This window comes from Xylanibacter ruminicola 23, assembly GCF_000025925.1.
Taxonomy (GTDB): domain Bacteria; phylum Bacteroidota; class Bacteroidia; order Bacteroidales; family Bacteroidaceae; genus Prevotella; species Prevotella ruminicola.
In genome coordinates this window covers 1,567,279-1,589,921 of sequence record NC_014033.1, presented here as the reverse complement: position 1 = coordinate 1,589,921, position 22,643 = coordinate 1,567,279, and the positions used below count along the sequence as shown (strand labels likewise).

Annotated in this window: 19 protein-coding genes, 1 other RNA gene and 1 CRISPR repeat array; of the genes, 7 read left to right on the top strand and 13 right to left on the bottom strand. The window is 44.1% G+C overall.

The window, feature by feature from the left end:
* Positions 1-37: 37 nt before the first annotated feature.
* Genes PRU_RS06915 through PRU_RS06885 form a run of 7 tightly spaced genes read right to left on the bottom strand, consistent with a single transcriptional unit; the run spans position 38 to position 7,204 of the window.
* The gene (locus tag PRU_RS06915) at positions 38-853 is read right to left on the bottom strand and encodes a glycosyltransferase (protein WP_013063026.1); all 816 of its coding nucleotides are present in this window, start codon (positions 851-853) and stop codon (positions 38-40) included.
* Entirely contained in the window at positions 850-1,719 is an 870-nt protein-coding gene (locus PRU_RS06910) for an alpha-1,2-fucosyltransferase (RefSeq protein WP_013063247.1), read from the bottom strand. The genes PRU_RS06915 and PRU_RS06910 overlap by 4 nt, the downstream gene beginning before the upstream one ends.
* Positions 1,716-2,474 carry a glycosyltransferase family 2 protein gene (locus tag PRU_RS06905; protein ID WP_013065078.1) on the bottom strand — a complete coding sequence of 253 codons (759 nt, stop codon included), beginning with the start codon at positions 2,472-2,474 and terminating at the stop codon, positions 1,716-1,718. Before PRU_RS06905 ends, PRU_RS06910 begins: the two co-directional genes overlap by 4 nt.
* Entirely contained in the window at positions 2,440-3,570 is a 1,131-nt protein-coding gene (locus tag PRU_RS06900) for a hypothetical protein (RefSeq protein WP_013064479.1), read from the bottom strand. Before PRU_RS06900 ends, PRU_RS06905 begins: the two co-directional genes overlap by 35 nt.
* The gene (locus tag PRU_RS06895; RefSeq protein ID WP_013064226.1) at positions 3,557-4,858 is read right to left on the bottom strand and encodes an oligosaccharide flippase family protein; all 1,302 of its coding nucleotides are present in this window, start codon (positions 4,856-4,858) and stop codon (positions 3,557-3,559) included. The genes PRU_RS06900 and PRU_RS06895 overlap by 14 nt, the downstream gene beginning before the upstream one ends.
* Entirely contained in the window at positions 4,858-6,411 is a 1,554-nt protein-coding gene (locus PRU_RS06890; RefSeq protein ID WP_013064213.1) for a GumC family protein, read from the bottom strand. Before PRU_RS06890 ends, PRU_RS06895 begins: the two co-directional genes overlap by 1 nt.
* Before the next feature lie 10 nt (positions 6,412-6,421).
* A complete protein-coding gene (locus PRU_RS06885) occupies positions 6,422-7,204 on the bottom strand; it encodes a polysaccharide biosynthesis/export family protein (protein ID WP_013063582.1) in 783 nt (260 codons plus the stop codon).
* A 154-nt stretch (positions 7,205-7,358) separates the two neighbouring features.
* On the opposite strand from PRU_RS06885, the gene ssrA reads away from it, so the two are divergent.
* The 4 genes from ssrA to PRU_RS06870 all read left to right on the top strand — a co-directional run bounded on the left by ssrA (position 7,359) and on the right by PRU_RS06870 (position 11,707).
* Positions 7,359-7,759: a transfer-messenger RNA gene (gene ssrA, locus PRU_RS15585) on the top strand.
* A 333-nt stretch (positions 7,760-8,092) separates the two neighbouring features.
* Positions 8,093-9,055: a sulfide/dihydroorotate dehydrogenase-like FAD/NAD-binding protein gene (locus tag PRU_RS06880; protein ID WP_013063434.1), complete on the top strand. Its 963-nt coding sequence runs from the start codon at positions 8,093-8,095 to the stop codon at positions 9,053-9,055.
* 7 nt (positions 9,056-9,062) lie between these two features.
* The gene (locus PRU_RS06875; RefSeq protein ID WP_013065449.1) at positions 9,063-10,337 is read left to right on the top strand and encodes an FAD-dependent oxidoreductase; all 1,275 of its coding nucleotides are present in this window, start codon (positions 9,063-9,065) and stop codon (positions 10,335-10,337) included.
* Positions 10,338-10,429: 92 nt separating this feature from the next.
* Complete coding sequence (locus PRU_RS06870; RefSeq protein ID WP_218140768.1) at positions 10,430-11,707, top strand: MATE family efflux transporter; 1,278 nt, start codon at positions 10,430-10,432, stop codon at positions 11,705-11,707.
* A gap of 33 nt (positions 11,708-11,740) precedes the next feature.
* Here PRU_RS06870 and PRU_RS06865 read toward each other — a convergent pair whose 3' ends face one another.
* Complete coding sequence (locus tag PRU_RS06865) at positions 11,741-13,855, bottom strand: virulence-associated E family protein (RefSeq protein ID WP_013063776.1); 2,115 nt, start codon at positions 13,853-13,855, stop codon at positions 11,741-11,743.
* Positions 13,856-14,580: 725 nt separating this feature from the next.
* Here PRU_RS06865 and PRU_RS06860 point away from each other — a divergent pair.
* Positions 14,581-14,979 carry an HU family DNA-binding protein gene (locus PRU_RS06860; RefSeq protein ID WP_013064412.1) on the top strand — a complete coding sequence of 133 codons (399 nt, stop codon included), beginning with the start codon at positions 14,581-14,583 and terminating at the stop codon, positions 14,977-14,979.
* Here PRU_RS06860 and PRU_RS06855 read toward each other — a convergent pair.
* Positions 14,976-15,317, bottom strand: coding sequence for a HigA family addiction module antitoxin (locus PRU_RS06855; RefSeq protein ID WP_041385863.1), 342 nt, complete (start codon positions 15,315-15,317; stop codon positions 14,976-14,978). The genes PRU_RS06860 and PRU_RS06855 overlap by 4 nt on opposite strands.
* 7 nt (positions 15,318-15,324) lie before the next feature.
* Entirely contained in the window at positions 15,325-15,642 is a 318-nt protein-coding gene (locus PRU_RS06850; RefSeq protein ID WP_013064830.1) for a type II toxin-antitoxin system RelE/ParE family toxin, read from the bottom strand.
* A gap of 267 nt (positions 15,643-15,909) precedes the next feature.
* Between PRU_RS06850 and cas9 the strand changes: the two genes are divergently transcribed.
* Together cas9 and cas2 are read left to right on the top strand one after the other, a co-directional pair.
* Entirely contained in the window at positions 15,910-19,524 is a 3,615-nt protein-coding gene (gene cas9, locus PRU_RS06845) for a type II CRISPR RNA-guided endonuclease Cas9 (protein ID WP_013063831.1), read from the top strand.
* Positions 19,525-19,564: 40 nt separating this feature from the next.
* Entirely contained in the window at positions 19,565-19,873 is a 309-nt protein-coding gene (gene cas2 / locus PRU_RS06840) for a CRISPR-associated endonuclease Cas2 (RefSeq protein WP_013065591.1), read from the top strand.
* A gap of 92 nt (positions 19,874-19,965) precedes the next feature.
* Positions 19,966-20,921: direct repeats of the CRISPR family, unit length 36 nt; unit sequence GTTGTGGTTTGATGTAGGAAAGGAATGATATACAAC.
* A 150-nt stretch (positions 20,922-21,071) separates the two neighbouring features.
* Here cas2 and PRU_RS06835 read toward each other — a convergent pair.
* From PRU_RS06835 to PRU_RS06825, 3 genes are all read right to left on the bottom strand, one after another.
* Positions 21,072-21,449 (bottom strand): HEPN domain-containing protein, encoded by a 378-nt coding sequence (locus tag PRU_RS06835; protein WP_013064160.1) that lies wholly within the window; start codon positions 21,447-21,449, stop codon positions 21,072-21,074.
* 3 nt (positions 21,450-21,452) lie between these two features.
* Positions 21,453-21,776 (bottom strand): nucleotidyltransferase domain-containing protein, encoded by a 324-nt coding sequence (locus PRU_RS06830; protein WP_013065371.1) that lies wholly within the window; start codon positions 21,774-21,776, stop codon positions 21,453-21,455.
* Between the two features lie 74 nt (positions 21,777-21,850).
* A complete protein-coding gene (locus PRU_RS06825; RefSeq protein ID WP_013064200.1) occupies positions 21,851-22,642 on the bottom strand; it encodes an MBL fold metallo-hydrolase in 792 nt (263 codons plus the stop codon).
* Between the last annotated feature and the right edge of the window lies 1 nt (position 22,643).

The window sequence follows — 22,643 nt, the reverse complement described above, 5'->3', positions numbered from 1 at the left end:
CTTAATCTTAATATATAACGTAAAATCTCTCAATTTATTATTTCCGCAGCAAGAAAAGATAGCTTTTTTGTCGCCATTTGTTGGGTATCATTCTTAATAAGGTACGCATCATGATGTTCTGTATCATGGTGGCATAGCCGATATGTCCCATTTGGTGTAGCGACTGCTGGAATCTGATTTCCTGACGGATATAAGCCCAGCCTCCACGACGTTTGAAGAAGTCGTTCGACACTCGGAAATAGAGTAGCGACTCTTGCAGATTGTGGAAGTGTGCACCTTGGCTCATCATTCTTACCCAAAGGTCGTAATCCTCAAAAAGCAGACAGTGTCTGTAGTTGCCGGCAGCCTCTACTGCTTGTTTGCGGAACATCACAGTAGGGTGGTTCATAGGATTGCGGCGCTTGCTAAAAGCCACCAATTGCTGGTGAGTCTCGGGCACCTTACGGATGGCGCACGATTCGTTAATGCTACCGCTGAATTCCTCTGTCCACGAACCCACGATAGCTGTCTCGGGGTGCTGCTCAAGATAGGCAGCTTGCTTAGCCAAACGTTCAGGTTTCATGATGTCATCCGAGTCCATACGTGCCACCAGATGGTTATGGCAATGTTTCAATCCCTCGTTCAGCGCAAGGCCTAAGCCTACATTCGTGGGTAGTTTTACGATGTGGAGTTCCTGATGCTGTTGGGCGAATGATGCTATCACCGCCAAGAGTGGCTCTGTCAGTGGTCCGTCTTCTACCAGCACCACCTCATCAGGCGGCATCGTCTGGGCGAAGATGCTGTCAAGGCTTTGCTGCAGATACGCAGGCTGTTCCTTGCTATATACTGATATGAGAACAGATATCTTATTCATATTTTTATCCAATTATCAGGCACTGGTGAACATACATCCTTTAAGTTCATCCAGTTAGATGGTGCGATGGTTATGCCATCCTGTTGACTGAGCCATGCGCCCCACCACGAAAAGGATGAGTTGGCGATAATATGATGCCTGCAGAGTGCCATCAGGTGCATATCGTGAATGCTGTTAGCGCCTGTGTTCCAATCTATATAGATGGTGTTTGTGGCGTCGAGTGTTGAGGCCAGATGCTGCTGGCACCAGGCGATGTCGTCAGAAAATACCAGCCATTTTTCGGGCTTAACCTCTTGTTGCATTTCTTTGATGGCGGCAATCACGTAGTTACCATTGGTAGTGCCTTTACGTAAAGGGTCTGTCAGATAGTCGCCACGACGGATGTGTATGCTACAGCTGTTAGTGCTTGCAGCCAACTGTGCAGTTGTTTTATTGCGCTCATCGTCGAATGCGGGGAAAGCGTATGTGCTGAGTATTTCCTCGCGGATATGCATGAAATACTCCTCGTGCTGCCAGTAACCATCGTAGTAAGTACTATCTGGTAGGCTGAGTGCTGAGGGCTCTAACGTAAAGTTGGGCTCCTCCTTGAGCATGGTTTTGCGTACAGGAAGTATTCTGCTACCTATCCGCCAGCACTGGTAGTTAGGGTAGGGATAGGCCAGACTGGCTACTTCTTTCAAAGTGGCCTTTTCGTAGGTAACACCAAACACGCTGTCTATCTCAAAACCGCGATGTTTGTGATAGCCGTTAAAGCAGTGCAGGTCTAACAGCACGCGCTCCTCAGGGTACTGCTTTTGCAGCGCCTTGTAAAGAGCAAACTGAAACATCTGATTGCCCAGACCGCCTAACACTTTTACTATCCTCATATCCGTCGTAATAATCGTTTGGTTCCTAATATCAAGTGCTCATATAGCCACAGCATCAAGCGTACAGCGTTGCCATGAGTCTGACAGATGATGGCTTTATCTTGACTGAAAGCCTGCATAATATCCAGTTGCTGGCTAATCTGTTCTGCATGTCCGTGGGTAGATTGTATCTTGCAACGCTTGCAGATAGTTACACGCTTACCTTTTAGTAGGCGATAGTACCACTCTATATCTACCAGCCATTTCAAATTTGGATTGAATGACTGAAGCTGATCGCGCTTAAAAGCGATACAGGCGGTAGGTCCGATGGCATTCTGTAGGAATAGACATTCGGGATGCTTGCAACATAACTTTCTGGTAAGGTGGGAGAGCCATCTGCTACTTTGCTTGCCACCATTCATCACCTCTATGTCGGCAATCGCCACATCGGCATCAGTCAAGGCCTGAGCCATCAAACTTAAGTGATTACTGCTTGCCATTGCTTCGTCGTGGTGCATCACTATCACATACTGCCCCTCAGCCTTCGATAAACCGAAGTTCCAATTGTCGGCAGCTCTTCCAGTAGATTTGTGATAAAAGTATTTAACCGACTGATTACCAATTGATTGGATGTATGTGGCAATATCTTCGTTATCCGAGTCATCAGTCACAATCACCTCGTAGTCTGCATCCTGTTGGTGCAGAACCGACTCAAGTGCCCGTTTCAGCAAAGGCAACTGATTATAGGTTGGTATGATGATGCTGAACTTTTTCATCGTGATTGATTTGATACATACATAAGAGGAATATTGAGAGCGACATGCAATTGTCGAGGCTGCCTCCCCAGAAGAGATCTAAGCTTAATCCTAAGAATAATCCAAGAAATAATTTGTACTCGCTATAGTTTGAAAATTGTCTAAGGGTTTTATAAAGGGCATAAAGGAATATGACCATGATGGGGAGTCCAAAACACCATGCAAATAGTAGAATTGTTGATTCGGTAACTCCAGCCACAGCTAAGTTGTGGAAGGTGAATATTGTATGTTCTCTTAGGTACTGGAAATAGAAACCTATGCCCCAGATCGGACTATCGCTGATATGATCGATTGTGTGTAACCATAATTTCCACCTTAGCATGTTACTCTGACTAATATCTTTGGTAAGATAAGTAAACAGAACAACGAATACAATAAAACAGATATAGAAGCTAATCAGTAATTTGGGCTTTCTGTATAGTTTTAATACGTATAATCCGATAACAGCAGCAAGGATAATGTAATACCTGAATGAGCCTGCCAGAAGCAGGTTTATACACATCATGAACTCAATAAAAAACTTCAACCATTTTGGCTTGATAGGTTCTTGGATGATGCAGCAAAGTGCTAGGAAAGAAATACTGCCAGAGAACAGAGAACTACTCTTTACACCAGGGAATCTGGGTAATATTTCGCCTGGACGTATGGGCGGGAAGTGAGTCCAAGGTAATGAATATCCAGCAGCAAGCAGTATGTTTGAGGTGATATCTGCAAGAAAAATAGCGTAGATAACGTATTTGATGATGGAAATAACCTTTTGTTTGTTGCTTGCACAGGCTAGGATAATGGCGAGAAAATATAGTTGGCCCCACATCATTAGCGACTTGGCGGTTGTATCTCTGAAAATTAAGTGCACTAGACCTACGATAAATGCTGTAACTAAGAATAGTGAGAATGGAGCGCTTTCCTCTACTTGTGTCTGTAGTGATTTGAAAGAGAACATCAGCACTGCCGTTAATGCCAAGAATGGCAAGGTTAGTACTGAGTAACCAGCAAACTGGAGTAATACCAAACTTACTCCAAGTAAACCATATTCTATGTGATTACTTATCTTCATGCTGATTGATATGTTTAAGATACAGAGAGAATAGTATACACTTGATGGCGTACGAAATAAGTACGGCAAGTGCTAAACCAGTAGCTCCTTTATTAATATTCATTTGTGCGCAAACTATCATTATAGTGGCCCATACGAGATTCAATGCAAAGTTCTGCCACATTTTTTCTTTGCTGCAAACGGCCATTTCAATGACGTTGGCAATAGAAGAAAAAACAGTTGATGCGGCTAATAGCATAAGTGGCGTTTGATTGTCAAAGCTGCTTCCGTATAATGGCATAATGTATGGACTGAGTATACTGATGATAACAGCTACAACTACCGATACAATACCTATCAATGCTATATTGGCCAGTAGTGCTTTGCTGAATTTTTTACCATCTGTAGTACTCGAGAGGATAGGAAGCACTATCTGACTAACAGCTGTAGGGATGAACAGAATGATAACTTTCCATTGGTCGGCCGCTTCGAAAATGGCCAATTCACCGTAGCCAGTTGCTCTAACCACCATAGCCCTGATTATAAAAAATGCAGGGGCTACGGTAAGGGCCGATAGTGTGGCCGGAATGCAGTATGAATAAATAAGGCTATAGTCTTTTCTTTCGATATGGCTTGTTGACGTAATGCCGTATTTCTTGAAGTCTTTACGAATAGCTATGTGATTGGCTATATACTGCGCTGCTATGCCCAGTCCAAAGCCGATAATAGCACCATGTAAACCATAATACCATGCTCCAAGCACCATCAGTATTGATTCGATGCTACTGCCAATAAGTGTATTGATGGCTATCGATTTAAAGTCCTCCAGCCCTGTAAGCACACCATTCAATGTAGCATTAAGAATTGATGCAAACAAAATGAGTGCTGCTATTTGTATGGCAGTTGAAAGATGTGGTGAATGAAGTACCACTTCTGAAATGGTTTTGGCCATCGGCATTAAGCAAACTGTGAGCACCATGCCGGAACAAAATGCAAAAAGCAGCGACAGACGATAGATGCTATACGAATGGCTCTGGTCAGTTGTTCTATATAAAGAGATGAAGCGTGTGGCGGTAATGCCAATGCCTGCAGAACCTAATACAATAAAGATGCCTACAGTAGATCTGACCATACCGAACTCGCCAAAAATCTCTTTGCCAAGAATTCGAGCGCAAATAATGCCAGCTACTAATACCAGAAATTTACCCAAGGCAGTACCTGTCATCGACCAAAAAGCGCCATAGGCAATACGTTTACCTATGTCGCTGGTTAATACTTGTTGGGACAATTTCTGTATAGTATTCTGCATTATTCTTTTTTACGTTGCCTCATGTAAATAATGCATGCTGGTATGCACAAACCTAGCAGGAATGCTGCAGCCAGTGTGCGGCCTTTCTTGGGGAATACAGGCTTAAGTTTTCCCATAGGGGGCGATACGATGCGCAGATTCTGCGAGTTGTACACCTGGGTAAGACTGTTCTCCTCGCGCTTCTCTAAGAGGTAGATGTAAAGGGCCTCGATGATTTTATGCTGGCGCTCGGCTGGCAGAACTTTTGTTACAGCCGATGGGGCTGCTGATATCTGCTGTTTCAGTTTCTGATCTTCACGATTCACAGCCTTCTGACTTGCACGTAACTGGGCCACACCATGATCCAACGAGTTTACAATAGCCTTGCGCATACTGCCAAGCTGTACATCCAAATCCTTTACCAGAGGGTTGTTATCGCTACTGTTCTCGGCCATCTGGTTGCGTTGCAGTTGCAGCTTGTTGTATTCGTTAATCTGCTTGGCTACATTCTCGTTGTCGGGTAGCAGATTGGCTGGCAATACCTGGTTCGTTCCTTCGGTATGGTTAACCTGATTGCGCATCTGCTCCATCATATACAACTGGTTGTTAACCTTTACCTGCTGTTCGTAGGTCAAGCTGGCATTGGTCATAAACATCTTGGCGGCCTCCTCGTAGTCGGGCATCAGGTTGCTACCTCTGAACTGAGCGATGTCCTTATCCAGTCCGCTCAACTCCTGCTCAATGTCCTTGATGCGTTCGTTAATAAACTGGGTAGAGATGTCGGCAGCATTCTTCTTGTCGTTCATCCAAGCCTCCTGATACACGTTTATCAGTGTGCTGATAATCAGTTCGGCGCGCTCGGCTATCTGGTCGCGATAGCCTATGTGGATGATGCTGGTCTGATCGTCGGTCAGGTCGATATCCAACTGCTCCATGCAGCGCTCCACCTGATCGTATTTCCTTTCTTTGGTAATGCGGATGGTCATTTCGCCCTTCTCGTCCATCACCTGTTTAAAGTATTTGGTGGCAATCACGCTAACAGGTCCGATAGGCGTTTGGCATACGGTGTTTACCTTGCCTTCTACCTCGCCGCTCAGTTTTTCCTTGTTCTTACGCATCTTGTAAAGCGTAAATGTTCCGTCCTTTCGCAGGTCCATCTTCAGGTAGGCGCCGTCTTTGTCTGTCAGCTTTGGGAAGGTGAGCTTTACTGGCAGCGTTTCCTCCCAAAGGTCGCATTTCATCAGCCCGTCGTAAGCGGCATAGCGTGTGTCCAGACCTAAGCGGTTGATTACTTCCATCAGTAGGGCAGGCGACGACATGATCTCCATCTCGTTGCTGACGTTCGATGCGATGTTGATGCCTGCCATTCCGGCCAGCATACCCATGCTGGCTGACATCGATGACAACAATCCGCCACCACCGTTCTCGTCCTTGATAAGCACAGTGGCGCTACGTTCATATCGTGGGGCGAACATCAGCAGGAACAGGATAGCAGCTATCAGGGCTGTGGCAAGCGTGGCTGCAAACCATCGCCAGTGTTTCTTACATTCGTTTATGTATGTTTTTAAGTCCATATCAGCTTGATTATTTAAATAGGAATACGGCTACAGTGGTGAGCACCGATACAATCGACAGCCAGAACGATGCGTTACGTGTCTCGTTGCCGTTGGCAGTCGACTGGCGTGCTCTTACGTTATTGGCTTTTACGTAGATGATGTCGTTCTGGTGGATGTTAAAGGCTTCAGAGTTTAACAGCTTCTGTCCGTCGGTAAGGCTCAATACGTAGGTTTTACGTTTGCCGCCATCGGTTCTGATTACCATCACCGAGTCGCGCTTACCATACTGCGACAGGTCGCCTGCCTTACCTAGCGCCTCCAGCAGCGTTATCTGGTCTTTCTCAATCTTGTAAACACCAGGTTCCTTTACTTCGCCAGTTACTGTGTAGGTCATGTTCTGCAGCTCCACAGTTACGTTGGCATCCTTCAGCTGCTCCTTCTGCAGCTCGCGTTTGATGGTCTGTTCGGCCTCATATCTGGTCAATCCACCCACAAGTATCTCGCCAATGACTGGGAAATCAATCGTGCCTTGCGGACTTACGGTATAGGGGGCAATATAGGGATTGCCTGCAGCGTTACCTTGGGTAATCTGGGTGGCCATACTCTTGTTAAACAGGTTGCTCATCAGCGGGTCCTTGCTCTTTACAATCACCGTTAGCTGATCGTTAGGTTGCAGTTTAATGGTTCCGTCGATGGTGATATCCGTCTGCTGACCGTTCTGTAGGTCCTGCAGATAGTTGAAATTGCGTGGCGTCGAGCAGCTTGCCATCACCATAGCCGCGCAAATAGCTATATAAAAACGGGTCTTCATATATCTTATAAAACGTTTCTTACACCTTATTATTATAGAAATCGGCTACAAAAATACTAATTTTTTGCTTAAAAACATGGTTTGTAGCAGAAAAAGTGCTATCTTTGCAGCCGAATAGCTAGTGAGCGATTCGAAATTACGACATTTACGTCTTGGGGTTGACTGGATTTGACGGCGAGATGAAATGGTACGTAAGCACGCGGAGGCTTCTTTGGTTCCCTCCATAATCTGAGTCAAGGAAAATTTAATTGGCAACAATGAGTATGCTCTCGCTGCCTAATCGAAGTATAGTAGATTACTGGCTTTATTCCTTTACAAGGTAGAGGAACGAGACGTCGCTCCGAGGATGTTGTTCCGAATCCAAAGATCAAGCGGCGCAGGTTAAATCGGAAATAGTCGTTGCAGACTCCGATGTAGCGGTGAAATTTTAGGAGATAAGGTTGCGGTTGGTGGCTTGGGTCTTGCCGCAGCTCGAAAATGAAGGCCAAGATAAGCGTGTAGAAAGCGTATGGTTTCCTTGTGCGGACGAGGGTTCGACTCCCTCCAGCTCCACTATGTTACGCCAGAGGGGCCTCACCCTCGTGAGGGTTCTTCGCAAGCGAAGCGACTACGTCGATTACGACTCCCTCCAGCTCCACTATGTTACGCCAGAGGGGCCTCACCCTCGTGAGGGTTCTTCGCAAGCGAAGCGACTACGTCGATTACGACTCCCTCCAGCTCCACTATGTTACGCCAGAGGGGCCTCACCTTCGTGAGGGCTCTTTATTTTTTTTTCCATTAACCAGTAGAACTAATTGCACGTTAATAATTATTAACAATCGGATTGATCCAAATTCAGATATTTCTTTTTATATTTGCAGCATCTATTAACTGAAAGATTGAAAACTTGTGATTATAAACGGTTTATGTGCTGATTATGGCAGCCGTTTCTGCCCATGTATTTTGGCGGTGACGGGTGGTTGTGTAGTTTGCAGTCAGGTCAATGGCAAGGCCTTTTGCGACTGTAAGGCCAGTGGTGGTATCTGCATCAAGCAGGAACTGCTCAGAAATGGTGGGAAGGCAAACCCCGGTAGGTTAACGTATGAATGCGAGGTGATATCGGTGATTCATTACGACGGCTTGGTATTTTTAAGGGTGAAGGTTCCTATATCATTAGAGAGGGAGGTGAAACGTCCGGGCGGCTTTGTGTTTGTACGCCGTAAAGATGCGGCTTCCTGGTACGATGTCCCCATCTCCGTACAATTTGAGGAGATGATGGTGGGCAGCATCGGAATGACGCTTCTTTTTCGTGGTGTCAAGACGAACCAGTTCAAGGACTTGGCCGAGGGTGACACGCTACTGCTACGCGGCCCGTTCAACAACGGCCTGTTAGGATTGCAGCATCTGGAAGCGCAACAATCGAGTCGCTGCCTGATACTGACCAAGGGCATTGGTTTATTGCCATCGGTATCCGCAGTCAGATATCTTCAATCCAGGCACAACGAAACAGAATTGTATGTTGACGAAGGAAATTTCTCACCTTCTATCCTGAAGTTCCAGCTCGATCTGTTTGAACTCCCATTTAAGCCTTTGACTCTGCTTGATGACGATGGTGAGCTCAGCACACCTGCCAAGCACGTTATCAGACGGTTCGTGGCCGATGGCGGCAGCCTGATTCATGTCGGTGCTTCGGAATATGTGATACACCAGGTGGCCGCCTATCTGCATTATATCGGCAACCGTCATGTAAAGCTTTCGGCCTGTAACAATGCCAGGATGTGTTGCGGCGAAGGTGTGTGCGGCGCATGCACAGAAACAACTGCCGACAAACGGGTGATTCATCATTGTAAAGAACAAGTAAAAATAAAATAAACGTTATATGAGAGTTATTATCATAGGAGGCGGATGGGCTGGTACAGCTGCTGCGATAGCTGCAAGAAAAGCTGGCGCCGAGGTTTGTCTGATAGAGAAAACAGATATGTTGCTGGGATGTGGCAATGCAGGTGGAATCATGCGTAACAACGGTAGGTTCACGGCTGCCGAAGAGATGATTGCGCTGGGAGGTGGCGAACTGTTCCAGTTGATTGACCGTATTGCGTTGCACCGCAATGTGGAGTTCCCAGGTCATCATCACGCCACACTCTATCCCGTCAACACCATCGAGGCGCATGTTCGTAGACTGGTTCTGGAAATGGGTATTGATGTTCACTGTTCTACACACATCTGCGATGTAGTGTGTGATAACAATCAGTTGAAAGGTGTCTATGCCGACTCTGGCGACCTTTTCGAAGGTGATGTCTTCATTGAAACTACAGGCAGTGCCGGACCAATGGGTAACTGCTTGAAATATGGCAATGGTTGCTGCATGTGCGTGCTGCGCTGCCCGGCCTTTGGTCCGCGCATCAGTATCACTGAGCGCTGTGGAGGCCAGGATTATCAGGGCGAACGCCAGCCCGACATGTTCGGTGTGTTCTCTGGATCGTGCAAGGTTTCGAAAGAGAGTCTGTCGGCAGCGCTGCAGGAAGAATTGAACAGCAAAGGTGTAGCCTTGATACCACTTCCTAAGGAGGAGATCAACTACGACAAACTGAAGATAAAGGCCTGTAAACAATATGCCATCAAGGATTTCTCTGAGAATATGATCCTACTCGATACTGGCGACGCCAAGCTCATGACCAGCTACTATCCCGTTGAGAAGTTGAGGCGGCTGCCCGGCATGGAAAATGCCCGTTACGTAGATCCATGTGCTGGCAGCAAGGGCAACTCCATACGTTACCTCTCAGTAGCCTACCGCTCAAATGCTATGACTGTGGATGGTATCAGCAACCTGCTTTGCGCTGGCGAGAAAAGTGGTCTGTTTATTGGTCACACAGAGGCCATTACCACAGGAACCTTGGCTGGTCACAACGCTGCACGATTGGCTGCCGCCAAGCCCTTGCTGACACTGCCGCAGACTCTTGCCGTAGGCGACCTCATTGCAGCGGCTAACAGTGCTATCAAGGAAAGGCACGACACCATGGAGCGCTTTACCTTCTCGGGTGGAAACTACTTCAACCGCATGAAGGAAAAACAGCTATACACCACCGACATCGAAGCCATCAGGCTGCGGGTGGAACAGGCTGGACTGCTGGGAGTGTATAATGAACATGTATAGCTATCAGAATGCGCTCCTATAAGGTTGACATAGAAGTCTTTGAGCGAATGCCTGTTGCAAGGGCTGTACTAGCTCAGAGTATCCCAGCCATTGTGGCTCAACTGATAGTGCTTCTTTACAACTGGGCCGACACTTTTTTCCTGGCACGTCTGAACAAGCCGGAACTGGTGGCGGCGGCTACTATTGTACTGCCCCTCTATCTGATGCTGACCGCCATCGGTAACCTGCCTGGAGTTGGCGGCGGAAGCCAGTTTGCAAATCATCTGGGCAAGCACGATTATACAGGGGCGCAACGTGTGGCATCGATCACCTTCTGGATGGGTATGATACTGGCATTGGTATGCTGTTTGTCCTTTCCGTTGTATAGCGACATACTACTGAGCCTCATCGGTGCCAACGAACGAACTCTTGCCCCCGCCAAGGAGTATGCGTTCTGGGTGATTACCATCGGCGGCATACCGGTCATCATGAATCTCGTGCTTGCCAATCTGGTCAGAGCAGAGGGCATGGCACTCCAGGCTTCCATCGGCATCTCGGCAGGAGGTATATTGAATTGCTTGCTCGATCCTCTGCTCATGCTGCCGAGCATGGGTAATATGGGTATTGTTGGTGCAGGTATCGCCACGGCAGTATCAAACATGGTTTCGGTATTGTGGCTGCTTGTCGTCATCTGGCGTCGCCGAAAGACTGGCGTGTTGACCTTTGCACCACAGCTTCTGCGCTATACCAGACATTATATAGGCAGCATTTCCAAGGTTGGTTTCCCATCATCTATACAGTATATGCTGACGGTGGTTGCCGTAGCAGCCCTGACGCACTTTGTTGCCCAATATAACACTGAGGCAACAGCAGCCCTTGGCATTGTGAAACGGCTCGACTATCTGCCGCTCTATTTTACCATCGGACTTTCTCAAGGCATCTTGCCACTACTTGCCTACAACCACTCGTCGGGTAACGTTGTCCGGCGCAATCACGTGTTCAAGTGTGGCTGTATCATTTCGTTCGGATTTGCCATGCTGTGCTTCGCTGTCTTTGAAATTTGGGCATACCAATTGGCCATGCTGTTCACACAGGAATCGCTCACGGTATCATACATCGTACCTTTTCTCCGGATACAGGTAGTAGCCATGCCATTCATGGCGGTGTGCTATCCCTCCATCACGCTCTTTCAAGCTATGGAGCGTTCACGAGAGGCCCTTATCTGCAGTATCCTGCGAAAAGGTGTTGTCGATATTCCCCTGCTCATTGTCATGAATGCGCTATGGCCTTTGTTTGGCTGCATGTGGGTGCAGCCGATAGTTGATTTCACTTCAATGTTGGTTGCCTTTTACTTTTCCTCTCAGATTCGGGCTCAGATTCATGACTACTAATCAGCATTTCATTGCACCATTACAGCATGTGTTTTATTTCTCAATCAACCAGTATTCCATGTGGTTGGTTTTGCGTTTGCTCTTAAAATTGAACTGAACATCGTTCAAGGCGTTGCCTATCTTCTGGAATGGCGTTTCTGGGTCGAAGTTGGCATAGCGCGTGGCCAGCACCTGACTGATATCGCCCAGACTCCACCACTTGCCTTGCTCTGTTTCCTTGGGGCGGCGGAAGGTCTCGCCAATCATCTCAACCAGATCGTTCAGCTTCTGGAACGGCTCGTTCTCGGCCATCAGCTGCTTGATTTCATCATCATTCAGCCAAAAGCGCTCACCTTTATTAAATAGGTATAGGGCCTGGGCAAACAGCTGCTCGTGGTTCAGCGTGTCGCTGAAGTCGATGTTGCCCTCTACACCTACGCACACAAAACGGCGGCTTCCTGTTGGGTCAACCAGCGGTTTCATCTGGTTGGTAGTGCCGATAAACGAGGTGTAACGGCGATATAACTTGATGGTTTTGCCGTATGGTGGACGGAACTTCACATCGCTCGACGACAGCAGATACTTCAGTACAATCTGCTGCGACGAGGTGGTCTTATCAAACTCATCAATGTTGATGAGGGCAAAGCTGGTAAGGGCAATGTTCAGGTCGAACTCGTTCTTAAAGTTCAGCTTGTCGTTGTAATAATCGCGCAGTTCGGGTGGCAGGATGATCTTGCAGAATCGCGTTTTACCACATCCCTGGCGACCAATCAATAGTGGCGTGAGTGCATTACCTGTCAACTGCTTATCGCTTTCGCGCCATTGTCCTACCATGCCCATCAGCCAATACTTCAGGTACTTTGGCCAATGTGGCTGCGAGGTGGGTACACGGGCTGCCAGTTCGGCTATGTAATCATGCCCGTCCCATTTGGGCAACTGATCAAGCCAGGTATTGATGGGGTCGAACTGCTCAATACGGGTCGAGTCGATAAAGCGGTTCACGTTTCTGTCCCACGCTTTCAGTCCTAACTCGGTGGCTCTCAGCGTCATATCGTTACGCACCTCTTCGGTAAGAGGCTTGAATCGCTGGTCGTTGCTAAACTTCTCGCGATACTCGGCTACACCCGTAAGCAGGTTCTTACGCATATCGAAGTTCGAATTCAGGAATATCTCAGTCTTCATCGCCTGGATAGTATCTTCGGGCACACTCTTCAAGGGCTTAATCTTATGCTTTTCGCGATAATCCTCCTGTTCGGTCACGCTATAAACGGTCTGGAAAATCTTCTCAACCAGCATCTTGTCGCGATTCAGCACAGGGTGCAGCATCGTCAAGCCCTTGGCATGCGCCTGAGGGATACCCTCGTCAAGGCATCTGGCTGCTATCTGCATTAGCAACTCGGCCTCTTTATTCTCATCGGGCAAATCAAAATAGTGGCCCATGATGGTCTCGACGATAAAGGTCCAGTTAAGATGATAGGTTCGCGTAACGGTGCGACCTGGCATCAGATGATCTTCATCCCTACTGATGGTTACAGGCTGGGGTAGGGTGTGCTCATTGGTATCGGCGTAAAACGGACGAGCATCGGCATTATAGCCCATCTCGGGATCGGCGCTCATGTAGACGGTGCGGTCCAGTCGTGGCTCCAAAAACTGGATGTCGAATCCAAACTGGTTCTGATAGGCTTGTCTGGCTGTGTTATACAGATTAAGATGGAATTGGCGGATATCCTTCTCGCCCTTGGGCAAACCGCCCTCAAATAGTTCGCCTCGGCAGACGATTTTTACGCTTCTTCCCGATCCACCCAGAAAGCACATCAATGTTTCAGGCAGTTTCTTGGCCAACTCTCTTATTTCTACAGCCTCTTCGTAGGTCTGCAGGTCGTTCACCTCCAGTACTACCAATCCATTATAGGCCAGCATGCGCCAATCGCCTTTGCGATTCTGATAGTCGGCCACAAAACAGATGCGTGGCAGTTTGATGCCACCCTCTATTTGTGTGGTAATCTGTCCGTCGCTCAATCTGTGTGGATTCATCAAATGATATACCTCGCGCGTTTGGCGCACAGTCTTCTCAATCATACCATTCTTGATGGCTGAGGCCATCTCAGCCAACTCTACACGGTTAATAACCTCTTTACGGCCTTCTTTTTTAAGTAATGTAATCTTCATATTTATGTTTATTAGTTATTTGTTTATGATAATCGCCCACAAAGGTACTACAAATATTCGAGAATTAATTACATTTTTAGAAATTATTTTTGCTATATAGCCTACATGCCTACATAAAATCGCTCGAAAACCGCATGTACAGATGGTTTTGTGCGTTTTCAAGCCTACATAAAGTACCACAAAAGCCTACATAAAGCCTACATAAATTCGACCGAAAAGTAGCTTTTCGACATCCCAAAAGTAACTTTTTAAGGCACAAAAAGCTACTTCCTGCCTTGCGAAAACATACTTATTAATGTACTTGCAATATTTCTCCCTAAAGGATGCTGCGAAATTCTCTAGAGAATTTTCGGCTAAGTGCCTTACTAAACATTACTGAGTACCTGGGTAGCTGCAAAATTCTCTAGAGAATTTCGTAACGAGTATTAAGGATAAAGGTTGCTATTCAGGCAAACAATATCTGTTAGTACGTGGGTAAACGGCAAAAACATGTAGGCTGCATGTAGGCTTTATGTAGGCTTTTGTGGGGCTTTGTGTAGGCTTTAATCTTTGTAACATATTGTGTAATAGGTGTTTAAGTCAAAAATATGTAGGCATGTAGGCTTATTGCATAATTTTTTATTTTATTTTCTCTGCCGCATTCAACAAAAAATAATATTTTCATTAATTATTTTGTTTATTCTCTAGAAAATGTGTATATTTGCAGCACTAAAAACGTATTACTTATGAAATATAGATTAAAGAAAGAAACCAAACCAACGTTGCCCACTTTTGGTAAGTACAAGGCTGTGGCAGTTCACTACCACACCGTAGAGAGCAGGCAACTTATTAAAGAAGTGGCCCAACGCATGGGTACGCATACTTCTAATGTATTGGCAGTCATGACGAGTGTTGCCGAGGTTGTAAACAATCATTTACGTGAGGGCGATCGTGTGCGCTTAGAGGACTGGGGCATGATGAAGCTCGAAATCGAAAGCGAAAAGGTTGACAATCTCAAGGATTTTAAAGCCAAAAAGCACATCCGTGGTGTCCGCCTCCACTTCCTCCCCCAGAGCTACGAAGGCCACCAAGAACTCTACGAAGGCATCACCTTCGAGAAAGACAAACTCTATACAGAGGATTAAAATATCGCTGCAATCTTGCGAATCTTCTCCAAGCGCGACATGAATGATTTGTCCTGCTTCATCTTCTGCATGTTGTAATCTGCCTGCAAGCCAAGCCAGATGTTGGCATCTGTACCAAGAGCAGCCTCAAGTAATAGAGCATACTCGGTTGTAACAGGTCGCTTACCATTCAATATCTCGTTAAACACCGTATATGATACCCCCATCTGCTGGGCCAAATCCTTTTGGGTAAGGCCACGCGCCATAATCTCATCCTTGATCATCTCACCAGGATGAATCAACATCGATGATGTCATGTTATTAGCAATCTTTTCTTTTGAAAAATTATTTTTAGCCATACCTTATTTATTTATAGTGATTTGACAATTCCATTATATTACATATTGTTACTACGGGCTCGTCGCCAGTCTCTTCTAGAGTGAATTCTATGCGATACTGATCATTAGCCCTTATAGAGAAACGTCCCTCCTTGTCGCCATGCAACGCTTCGAAATGAAGAGACTTAAAGGGGAACAAATCTTCTTTCCGTTTGGCTTGAATCAGAAATTTGATGCCCTTTTGATATCCTCTGACTATCTGTGGTTGAAACCGGAGTTTCTTCACCCCAGTCTCGCCCTTTGTATAGAGCTTCTCCAGATAATCCTCGTTGAACGTTACTACCATAATAATAACTATTTTGGGTGCAAAGATAATATATTTATTTTAAATTCGCAAAAAATCGAATTTTTTTTCTTGTTATTCAATTTGTTCCTCCTGGAATTTGAATAAAAAAGCTCCCACCGAAGCGGGAGCATAGGTTTTACCCTTCGGCCATAATGGCCTTATTGTGATAAGATGTAGGAATCTTACGTGTGCAAAAATAGGAAAAACCTTTGTTATTTCAAAATTATTTCGTACTTTTACCGCAAAATTTAACTAAATATTGCTATTATGGAGAGAATCTTAGGTATTGATACAGGAACCAATAGCCTCGGATGGGCTATTGTAGATAAGGATGAGAATCAATATCACCTAGTTGCTAAAGGTACAAATATCTTTTCAGAAGGTGTTAAAATAGAAAAAGGAATAGAGTCGTCAAAAGCTGCAGAGCGAACAGAGCATCGTTCTGTTAGGAAACACTATTGGCGAAGAAAGATTCGAAAGATAAGATTACTGACTATATTGTCTGATAATGACTTGTGTCCTAGGCTTAAACATGAGCAACTTCGTCAGTGGCGATTAAAGAAAGTATATCCTACTGATGATACATTTATGGAGTGGCAGCGAACAGAAGATAAGGCTCAGGTTAATCCATATAAGTTTAGATATATCTGCTTAACTCAGAAACTTGATTTGAGTGATATTACTCAGCGTTTTATTCTAGGTCGTGCTTTATACCATTTAAACCAACGCAGAGGTTTCTTGAGTAATCGCAAGGAGGCTACGAAAGAGTCTGAAGGAACTGTAAAAGAGGGTATAAGTAGTCTTTCTAAGGATATGAAAGATTCTGGCTGTGAGTATCTTGGTGAATATTTTTATCAGCTTTATCAACAAGGCAAAAAGATAAGGAATCACTATACAGCTCGTAAAGAACATTATTTGAAAGAGTTTAAGGCTATTTGCTCTAAGCAAGAGCTTGATGACGCGCTTATTGAAAAGTTAGAGAAAGCAATATTTGACCAGCGTCCTCTCAAATCGCAAAAGGGGCAGGTTGGAACTTGTACATTCGAAAAAGGTAAATCTCGTTGTCCATCATCTCATCCACTATACGAGGATTTTAGAATGTATAGTTTTATCAATAATATCAAAGTGCAGGTAGATACGCTTTACGATAAGGGTGAACGAAGTCTTACAGATGAGGAAAAACAACTTATTATTCCCTTGTTTAAACGTAAATCAAAACGTACATTCCCATTCGAAGATATTGCCAAAAAGATTGCTGGCAAGAATAACTATTGCTATATTAAGAGTAATGAAGAGAAAGCGTATAAGTTCAACTACCAAATGGATACTCAGGTTTCTGGTAGTCCTGTAAATGCGCAGTTAGAGGAAATATTTGGTGAAGATTGGCTTAGTAGTGTTTGTGAGGTTTACACGCTTGCAAATAATAAGAGTCGATTCCAAATTATGAACGATGTATGGCATGTTTTATTTTTCTATGACGATGAGGATAAACTGAAAGAGTTTGCCAAGGACCGTTTACAGTTGGATGATGAATTAGCTGAGAAGTTTAGCAAAATATCTATTCCCAACGATTATGCAGCTTTGAGTCTAAAAGCAATACGCAAAATAATGCCTTACTTGCGAGATTATGGACTTATTTATTCAGAAGCGGTATTCTTGGCGAATCTTGTTGATGTGTTACCTCAACATGTTTGGGGGATTAAAGAAATGCGAGAGGCTGCTATCGAAAATGTTATTGATGTGATGCACTCGTATGACAAGAATAACATCGATGGAATTACGCTCGAAGGGTGCGTAAAAACATTCCTTAAAGAAAGGTATCAAGTAAGCGATGATAATCTGAAGAAACTTTATCACCCATCAATGTTGGATCCATATCCCAGACAGCGTCCAAATGATGAAGGTGTGTTCCAACTTGGTTCTCCTCGAATAAGTAGTGTTAAGAATCCGATGGCAATGCATTCGTTGTTCCGACTTAGAAAGGTGGTTAACCTGATGCTGAAAAAAGGATATATTACTCCTGATACGAAAGTGCATATCGAATTTTCGCGCGACTTAAACGATGCCAACAAACGTTGGGCTATACAAACGTGGCAGCGTGAAAATGAAAAGGAAAGAGAACGTTGTCGCAAAGAAATCGAGAAATACATCGCATCTCCGTCTGATACAGATATTTTGAAATATCAGTTATGGGAGGAACAGAATCATAAGTGCTTATATACTGGCGATGAGATTCGTATTACAGACTTCTTGGGTGATAATCCCAAATACGATATTGAGCATACAATCCCTCGTAGCGCTGGGGGAGATAGTACAAAAATGAACCTCACGCTTTGTAGTAGTAGGTTTAATAGAGACGAGAAGAAAACAAAGCTCCCTGCAGAATTAGTAAATCATGACGAAATACTGGAACGTATTAGTAATTGGAAAGAAAAATATGAAGATATAGACAAGCAGATACGTAAGATTAGTACTAAAGGGGCGACATCAAAAGAAGATAAAGATAGTAAAATCCGTCGACGTCATTATCTGATATTGCAACGTGATTATTGGCGAGGCAAGTACCAGCGATTCACGATGACAGAAGTTCCTGAAGGCTTCTCTCGTCGTCAGGGAACTGATATTAGCGTTATTTCTCGCTATGCACGTATGTATCTTAAATCTGTTTTTAAACAGGTATATATTGTAAAAGGTATCGCTACGTCCGATTTTAGAAAGATGTGGGGTATACAGGACGAGTATGCAAAGAAAGAACGAGTTAATCATGTTCACCATTGTATTGATGCAATTACTATCGCCTGTATCGGCAAGGCTGAGTATGATAAATTGGCGGATTATCGTCATCAATATGATGATTATTTATTCCAAGGAAAAACAAAGCCAACGTTTGATAAGCCTTGGCCATCCTTTGTTATTGATATCAAGCATATTCAGGACGAATTGTTGATAGCACATTATGCTAAAGATAACTTGGAAAAGTTTACTAAAAAAAATCTTCGTGGAAAAGATGGTAGAATAATCAGAGATAAGTTTGGAAACAAACTACAAATGAAGGGTGATACTTCAAGGAATTCCTTACATAATGATAAATTCTATGGTGCCATCAATCATGAAGGAGAAATAAAGTATGTTTATAGAACAAATATTGAAGCTCTTGATGCAAAGTCGATTGGAAATATTGTAGATCCTACTGTAAGAAGTATAATTGAGTCAGCTATAGCTATTCACGGTAGTTTGAAGGCGGCTATCAATAAGGGTATTTGGATGAACGAAGAAAAACATATACCAATAAAGAAAGTTCGGGTATTTCGTAATGATGTTAAGAAGCCAATCGAGCTAAAAGATCAACGAGATTTGTCAGATAAAGATTATAAACAACATTATTATGTGACAAATGATGGTAATTACATGATGCTTATATTCTCTAAGCTCAACAATAAAGGTCGCGAAATCCGGCAACATGTTGTGATTAATAGTTTGGAGGCTACTGAAGTAATAAAAAGTCATAAGAGGTCGCAAGTAGGAAAAGTTGTATGGGAATCGTATTATTCAAAGGAAGGATTTGATTTGATTTATAAATTAAAATCTGGTACTATGATCCTTTTGTATGAGAATAATAGAGATGAAGTATGGGATCTTGATATACGCAACTTGCAAAAGCGGTTATACATAATTACAAAGATGAAATATGATGGGAGAATATATATGATGCACCATCAAGAAGCCAGAGAGAAAAAGGATTTAGAAGAAAAATCTGGTTCATTTAAGATTAACGAAGATTATCGTCCTTTAATCGTTAATAGCTATAATCAGTTTAATGCACTCGTTCAGGACTTAGATTTCGAAATTAACGATCTTGGTGAGATAAGGAGGTTAATATGATAAAGCAAACATTAATGTTTTCGAATCCTGTTTCCGTATTATGTGGCTGTTTGTATTCTTTGATTTACCAGTTGTAACTAAGAAAGAACGCAAAATTGCTGCGACCTTTCGCAAGAACTTGATGAAAGACGGTTTCGTTATGTTGCAATTCTCTGTATACATACGACATTGTGCATCAAAAGAGAGTCAAGCCGTACATATCAAAAGGGTTAAATCTATTGTTCCAGAAACTGGTATGGTGAGCATACTTAGTGTAACAGATAAACAATATGGTGATATAGTTAACTTCTGGGGGAAGGAAAAGAGTAAAAAAGTACCGACAGATCCTTTGCAATTGGAATTTTTTTAGTATTTTTGCAACGATAATCCACAAAAACAAGCCACTTCTTAGGCTAAAAAAGCTTCGTAAATGCCTGAAAAACAGGCCAAAATTCAACCTAGGTTGTGGTTTGATGTAGGAAAGGAATGATATACAACGCGACCAACTGCGCGAGCAACTGGGACTGGTTGTGGTTTGATGTAGGAAAGGAATGATATACAACGCGCATGGTGGGCATACCTGGCAGACGCAGTTGTGGTTTGATGTAGGAAAGGAATGATATACAACGACGATGCGTCAGAGAGTGGTGGCGGTATCGTTGTGGTTTGATGTAGGAAAGGAATGATATACAACTCGCACTGATATTGCAGGGTTTTGTAGTAGGTTGTGGTTTGATGTAGGAAAGGAATGATATACAACTTGCTCAGTCAATGGTGGAACACCATCAATGTTGTGGTTTGATGTAGGAAAGGAATGATATACAACAAAAAAATGGAGGGAGTTGCTAACCTTTAGTTGTGGTTTGATGTAGGAAAGGAATGATATACAACTCCAACCGCTCTGCTTGTCGCGGTGCCCGTGTTGTGGTTTGATGTAGGAAAGGAATGATATACAACATATCGCTCTGCATGGTGTGGAAGAACCCAGTTGTGGTTTGATGTAGGAAAGGAATGATATACAACTATCTGCACGACAGCATCACCATCAAGGCGGTTGTGGTTTGATGTAGGAAAGGAATGATATACAACTGAGCGTGACGAGAATGGTGATGTGGTGAGTTGTGGTTTGATGTAGGAAAGGAATGATATACAACTACCACCCTTCTGGGCTTTCTTATAGTTATGTTGTGGTTTGATGTAGGAAAGGAATGATATACAACGAGGGCGTGTGGAAGGGTGGCCGACACGTGGTTGTGGTTTGATGTAGGAAAGGAATGATATACAACCCGTCCCCTTGCAGCTGGCGCACCATCCACGTTGTGGTTTGATGTAGGAAAGGAATGATATACAACTTTTTACTTTTTTGCTCTTTTGGGATTCTGGTTGTGGTTTGATGTAGGAAAGGAATGATATACAACTGCACGCACAAAGTAGAAAGCATTGCGGCGGTTGTGGTTTGATGTAGGAAAAGGATTAAAAATCGTGTCCCCCATCTGAGGTTAATATAACAAGGAAAATGGCCTTGACACAGTTCAACTTACACTACCGCAGGTTCTAGTTTGTAATAACTAAATGATAGCCTCTACCTGTTCAACAAATTCTTTTGAAAGAGGTTGCATTTCTAAAACTTCGTCTTCCGTTACCTCGGCGATGCTGTTATAATCGGCTTTGTGGCGGAGTTGGACCATACGAGAGAAGAAACGACCAAATTTCTTATCAACCTCGCCTGATAAGATAAAATCCTGGCCAAGATGGGTGAGTGAGCCATCATGAGATTTGGCTGATACTCCACGAGAGATAAACAGTGCTTGCAACATGTGATAGCAAGCATAGTAATATCTGTTAGCGGCAATGTCCCAACGCTTTTGGATTACCATTTCGTCGGCATCGGCCAGCATCTTATGTGACTTGTCTTTTTGCAGTTTTATCAGTAGTTCTTTATCCATATATTATATAAGGTTTATGCCATCACGTACCACGTTGTCGTAGAATGGGGTAATGCTGCTGGCATCCCATTCAGCTTTGGTGTACATAACGGGGTTGATTTGTTCGTTGAGTTTCCAACCTAACTCAACAAAGGGGAAACTTACATCATCGTAATCGCTCTGTTCCAAGCGGTTCTTTGGCAGAACAATCAGAATATCCCAATCGGATCCTCTTTTTGCTTCGCCTCTCGCTCTTGAACCAAACAGAATAACCAGACTGCCTTTGGGGGCAGACTCACGTGCAACTGCTTTGATTTGGTCGAGTACCTTTCTGTTTTTATCTGTCATACAACAATGTTTGTTTGTTCTGCTGCAAAAATAGACAAAATACTCCAAACATCCAAATGTTTTGCAAAATATTTCTATTCTTTAGTTGTGCCGCAGGTGAAGGGGTGAATATGGGTGGGCATGATGGTTTTCATTACCTCGAATACATGGTCGCCTGTGCAATGGCTGGTGTAGAAATGGGTATTGGGGTAATTAGTCGTCAGTCTTTGTGCCAAATCTGTAATCTCTTCGTCAGATTGCAGACCGTCGAGCAAGTGGAAACCTCCTACAACGGTGTGAACGGGCCAAGGACATGCCGACAGAATGTTTTCCAGTCCGTTATGAGCACAGCCGGTAAACAACAGTCCGTCGGAGTAAAGCGCTAACTCATGGCGGAAGTCGTCGTGAATATAATCGCCGTAGCCATCTTGTATAAAGAGATTCTGATTGCCTTTGGGCATTGGATGCGTCTGAGGGATATGAGCAATCACTCGCAGACCGTCGGCAATTTCGCAGGCGTGATCTATCAAGATAAGTCTGTCGTTGCTTATCTCAGGCCATTCTGTGGTGATGCTATGAAGATTGCCTCGCTTTGAAAAGAATTTGCCGCTCATAGCATCGGGAGAGACAATGATTCTGGCCTGCTGATTATGCTCTAACAGGTAACGTAAGCCTCCTGCATGGTCGCTATGTCCATGAGAAATAAAAACATAGTCAACATCGCTTAGGTTTATACCCATCTGCTCGGCATTTCTCATAAACACGTCGCTTGCTCCGGTATCAAGCAGAATCTTGTGTCGCTCTGTTTGTAGAAGGATTGACAATCCATGCTCTGTTTCAAGCTCTGGATTGTTCGAACGGTTATCTGAAATTACAGTCCACGTCATG

Coding starts and splice junctions, on each gene's coding strand:
- PRU_RS06915 (WP_013063026.1), bottom strand. CDS start 853: ATGAATAAGATATCTGTTCTCATATCAGTATATAGCAAGGAACAGCCT.
- PRU_RS06910 (WP_013063247.1), bottom strand. CDS start 1,719: ATGAGGATAGTAAAAGTGTTAGGCGGTCTGGGCAATCAGATGTTTCAG.
- PRU_RS06905 (WP_013065078.1), bottom strand. CDS start 2,474: ATGAAAAAGTTCAGCATCATCATACCAACCTATAATCAGTTGCCTTTG.
- PRU_RS06900 (WP_013064479.1), bottom strand. CDS start 3,570: ATGAAGATAAGTAATCACATAGAATATGGTTTACTTGGAGTAAGTTTG.
- PRU_RS06895 (WP_013064226.1), bottom strand. CDS start 4,858: ATGCAGAATACTATACAGAAATTGTCCCAACAAGTATTAACCAGCGAC.
- PRU_RS06890 (WP_013064213.1), bottom strand. CDS start 6,411: ATGGACTTAAAAACATACATAAACGAATGTAAGAAACACTGGCGATGG.
- PRU_RS06885 (WP_013063582.1), bottom strand. CDS start 7,204: ATGAAGACCCGTTTTTATATAGCTATTTGCGCGGCTATGGTGATGGCA.
- PRU_RS06875 (WP_013065449.1), top strand. CDS start 9,063: ATGAGAGTTATTATCATAGGAGGCGGATGGGCTGGTACAGCTGCTGCG.
- PRU_RS06865 (WP_013063776.1), bottom strand. CDS start 13,855: ATGAAGATTACATTACTTAAAAAAGAAGGCCGTAAAGAGGTTATTAAC.
- PRU_RS06860 (WP_013064412.1), top strand. CDS start 14,581: ATGAAATATAGATTAAAGAAAGAAACCAAACCAACGTTGCCCACTTTT.
- PRU_RS06855 (WP_041385863.1), bottom strand. CDS start 15,317: ATGGCTAAAAATAATTTTTCAAAAGAAAAGATTGCTAATAACATGACA.
- PRU_RS06850 (WP_013064830.1), bottom strand. CDS start 15,642: ATGGTAGTAACGTTCAACGAGGATTATCTGGAGAAGCTCTATACAAAG.
- cas9 (WP_013063831.1), top strand. CDS start 15,910: ATGGAGAGAATCTTAGGTATTGATACAGGAACCAATAGCCTCGGATGG.
- cas2 (WP_013065591.1), top strand. CDS start 19,565: ATGTGGCTGTTTGTATTCTTTGATTTACCAGTTGTAACTAAGAAAGAA.
- PRU_RS06835 (WP_013064160.1), bottom strand. CDS start 21,449: ATGGATAAAGAACTACTGATAAAACTGCAAAAAGACAAGTCACATAAG.
- PRU_RS06830 (WP_013065371.1), bottom strand. CDS start 21,776: ATGACAGATAAAAACAGAAAGGTACTCGACCAAATCAAAGCAGTTGCA.
- PRU_RS06825 (WP_013064200.1), bottom strand. CDS start 22,642: ATGACGTGGACTGTAATTTCAGATAACCGTTCGAACAATCCAGAGCTT.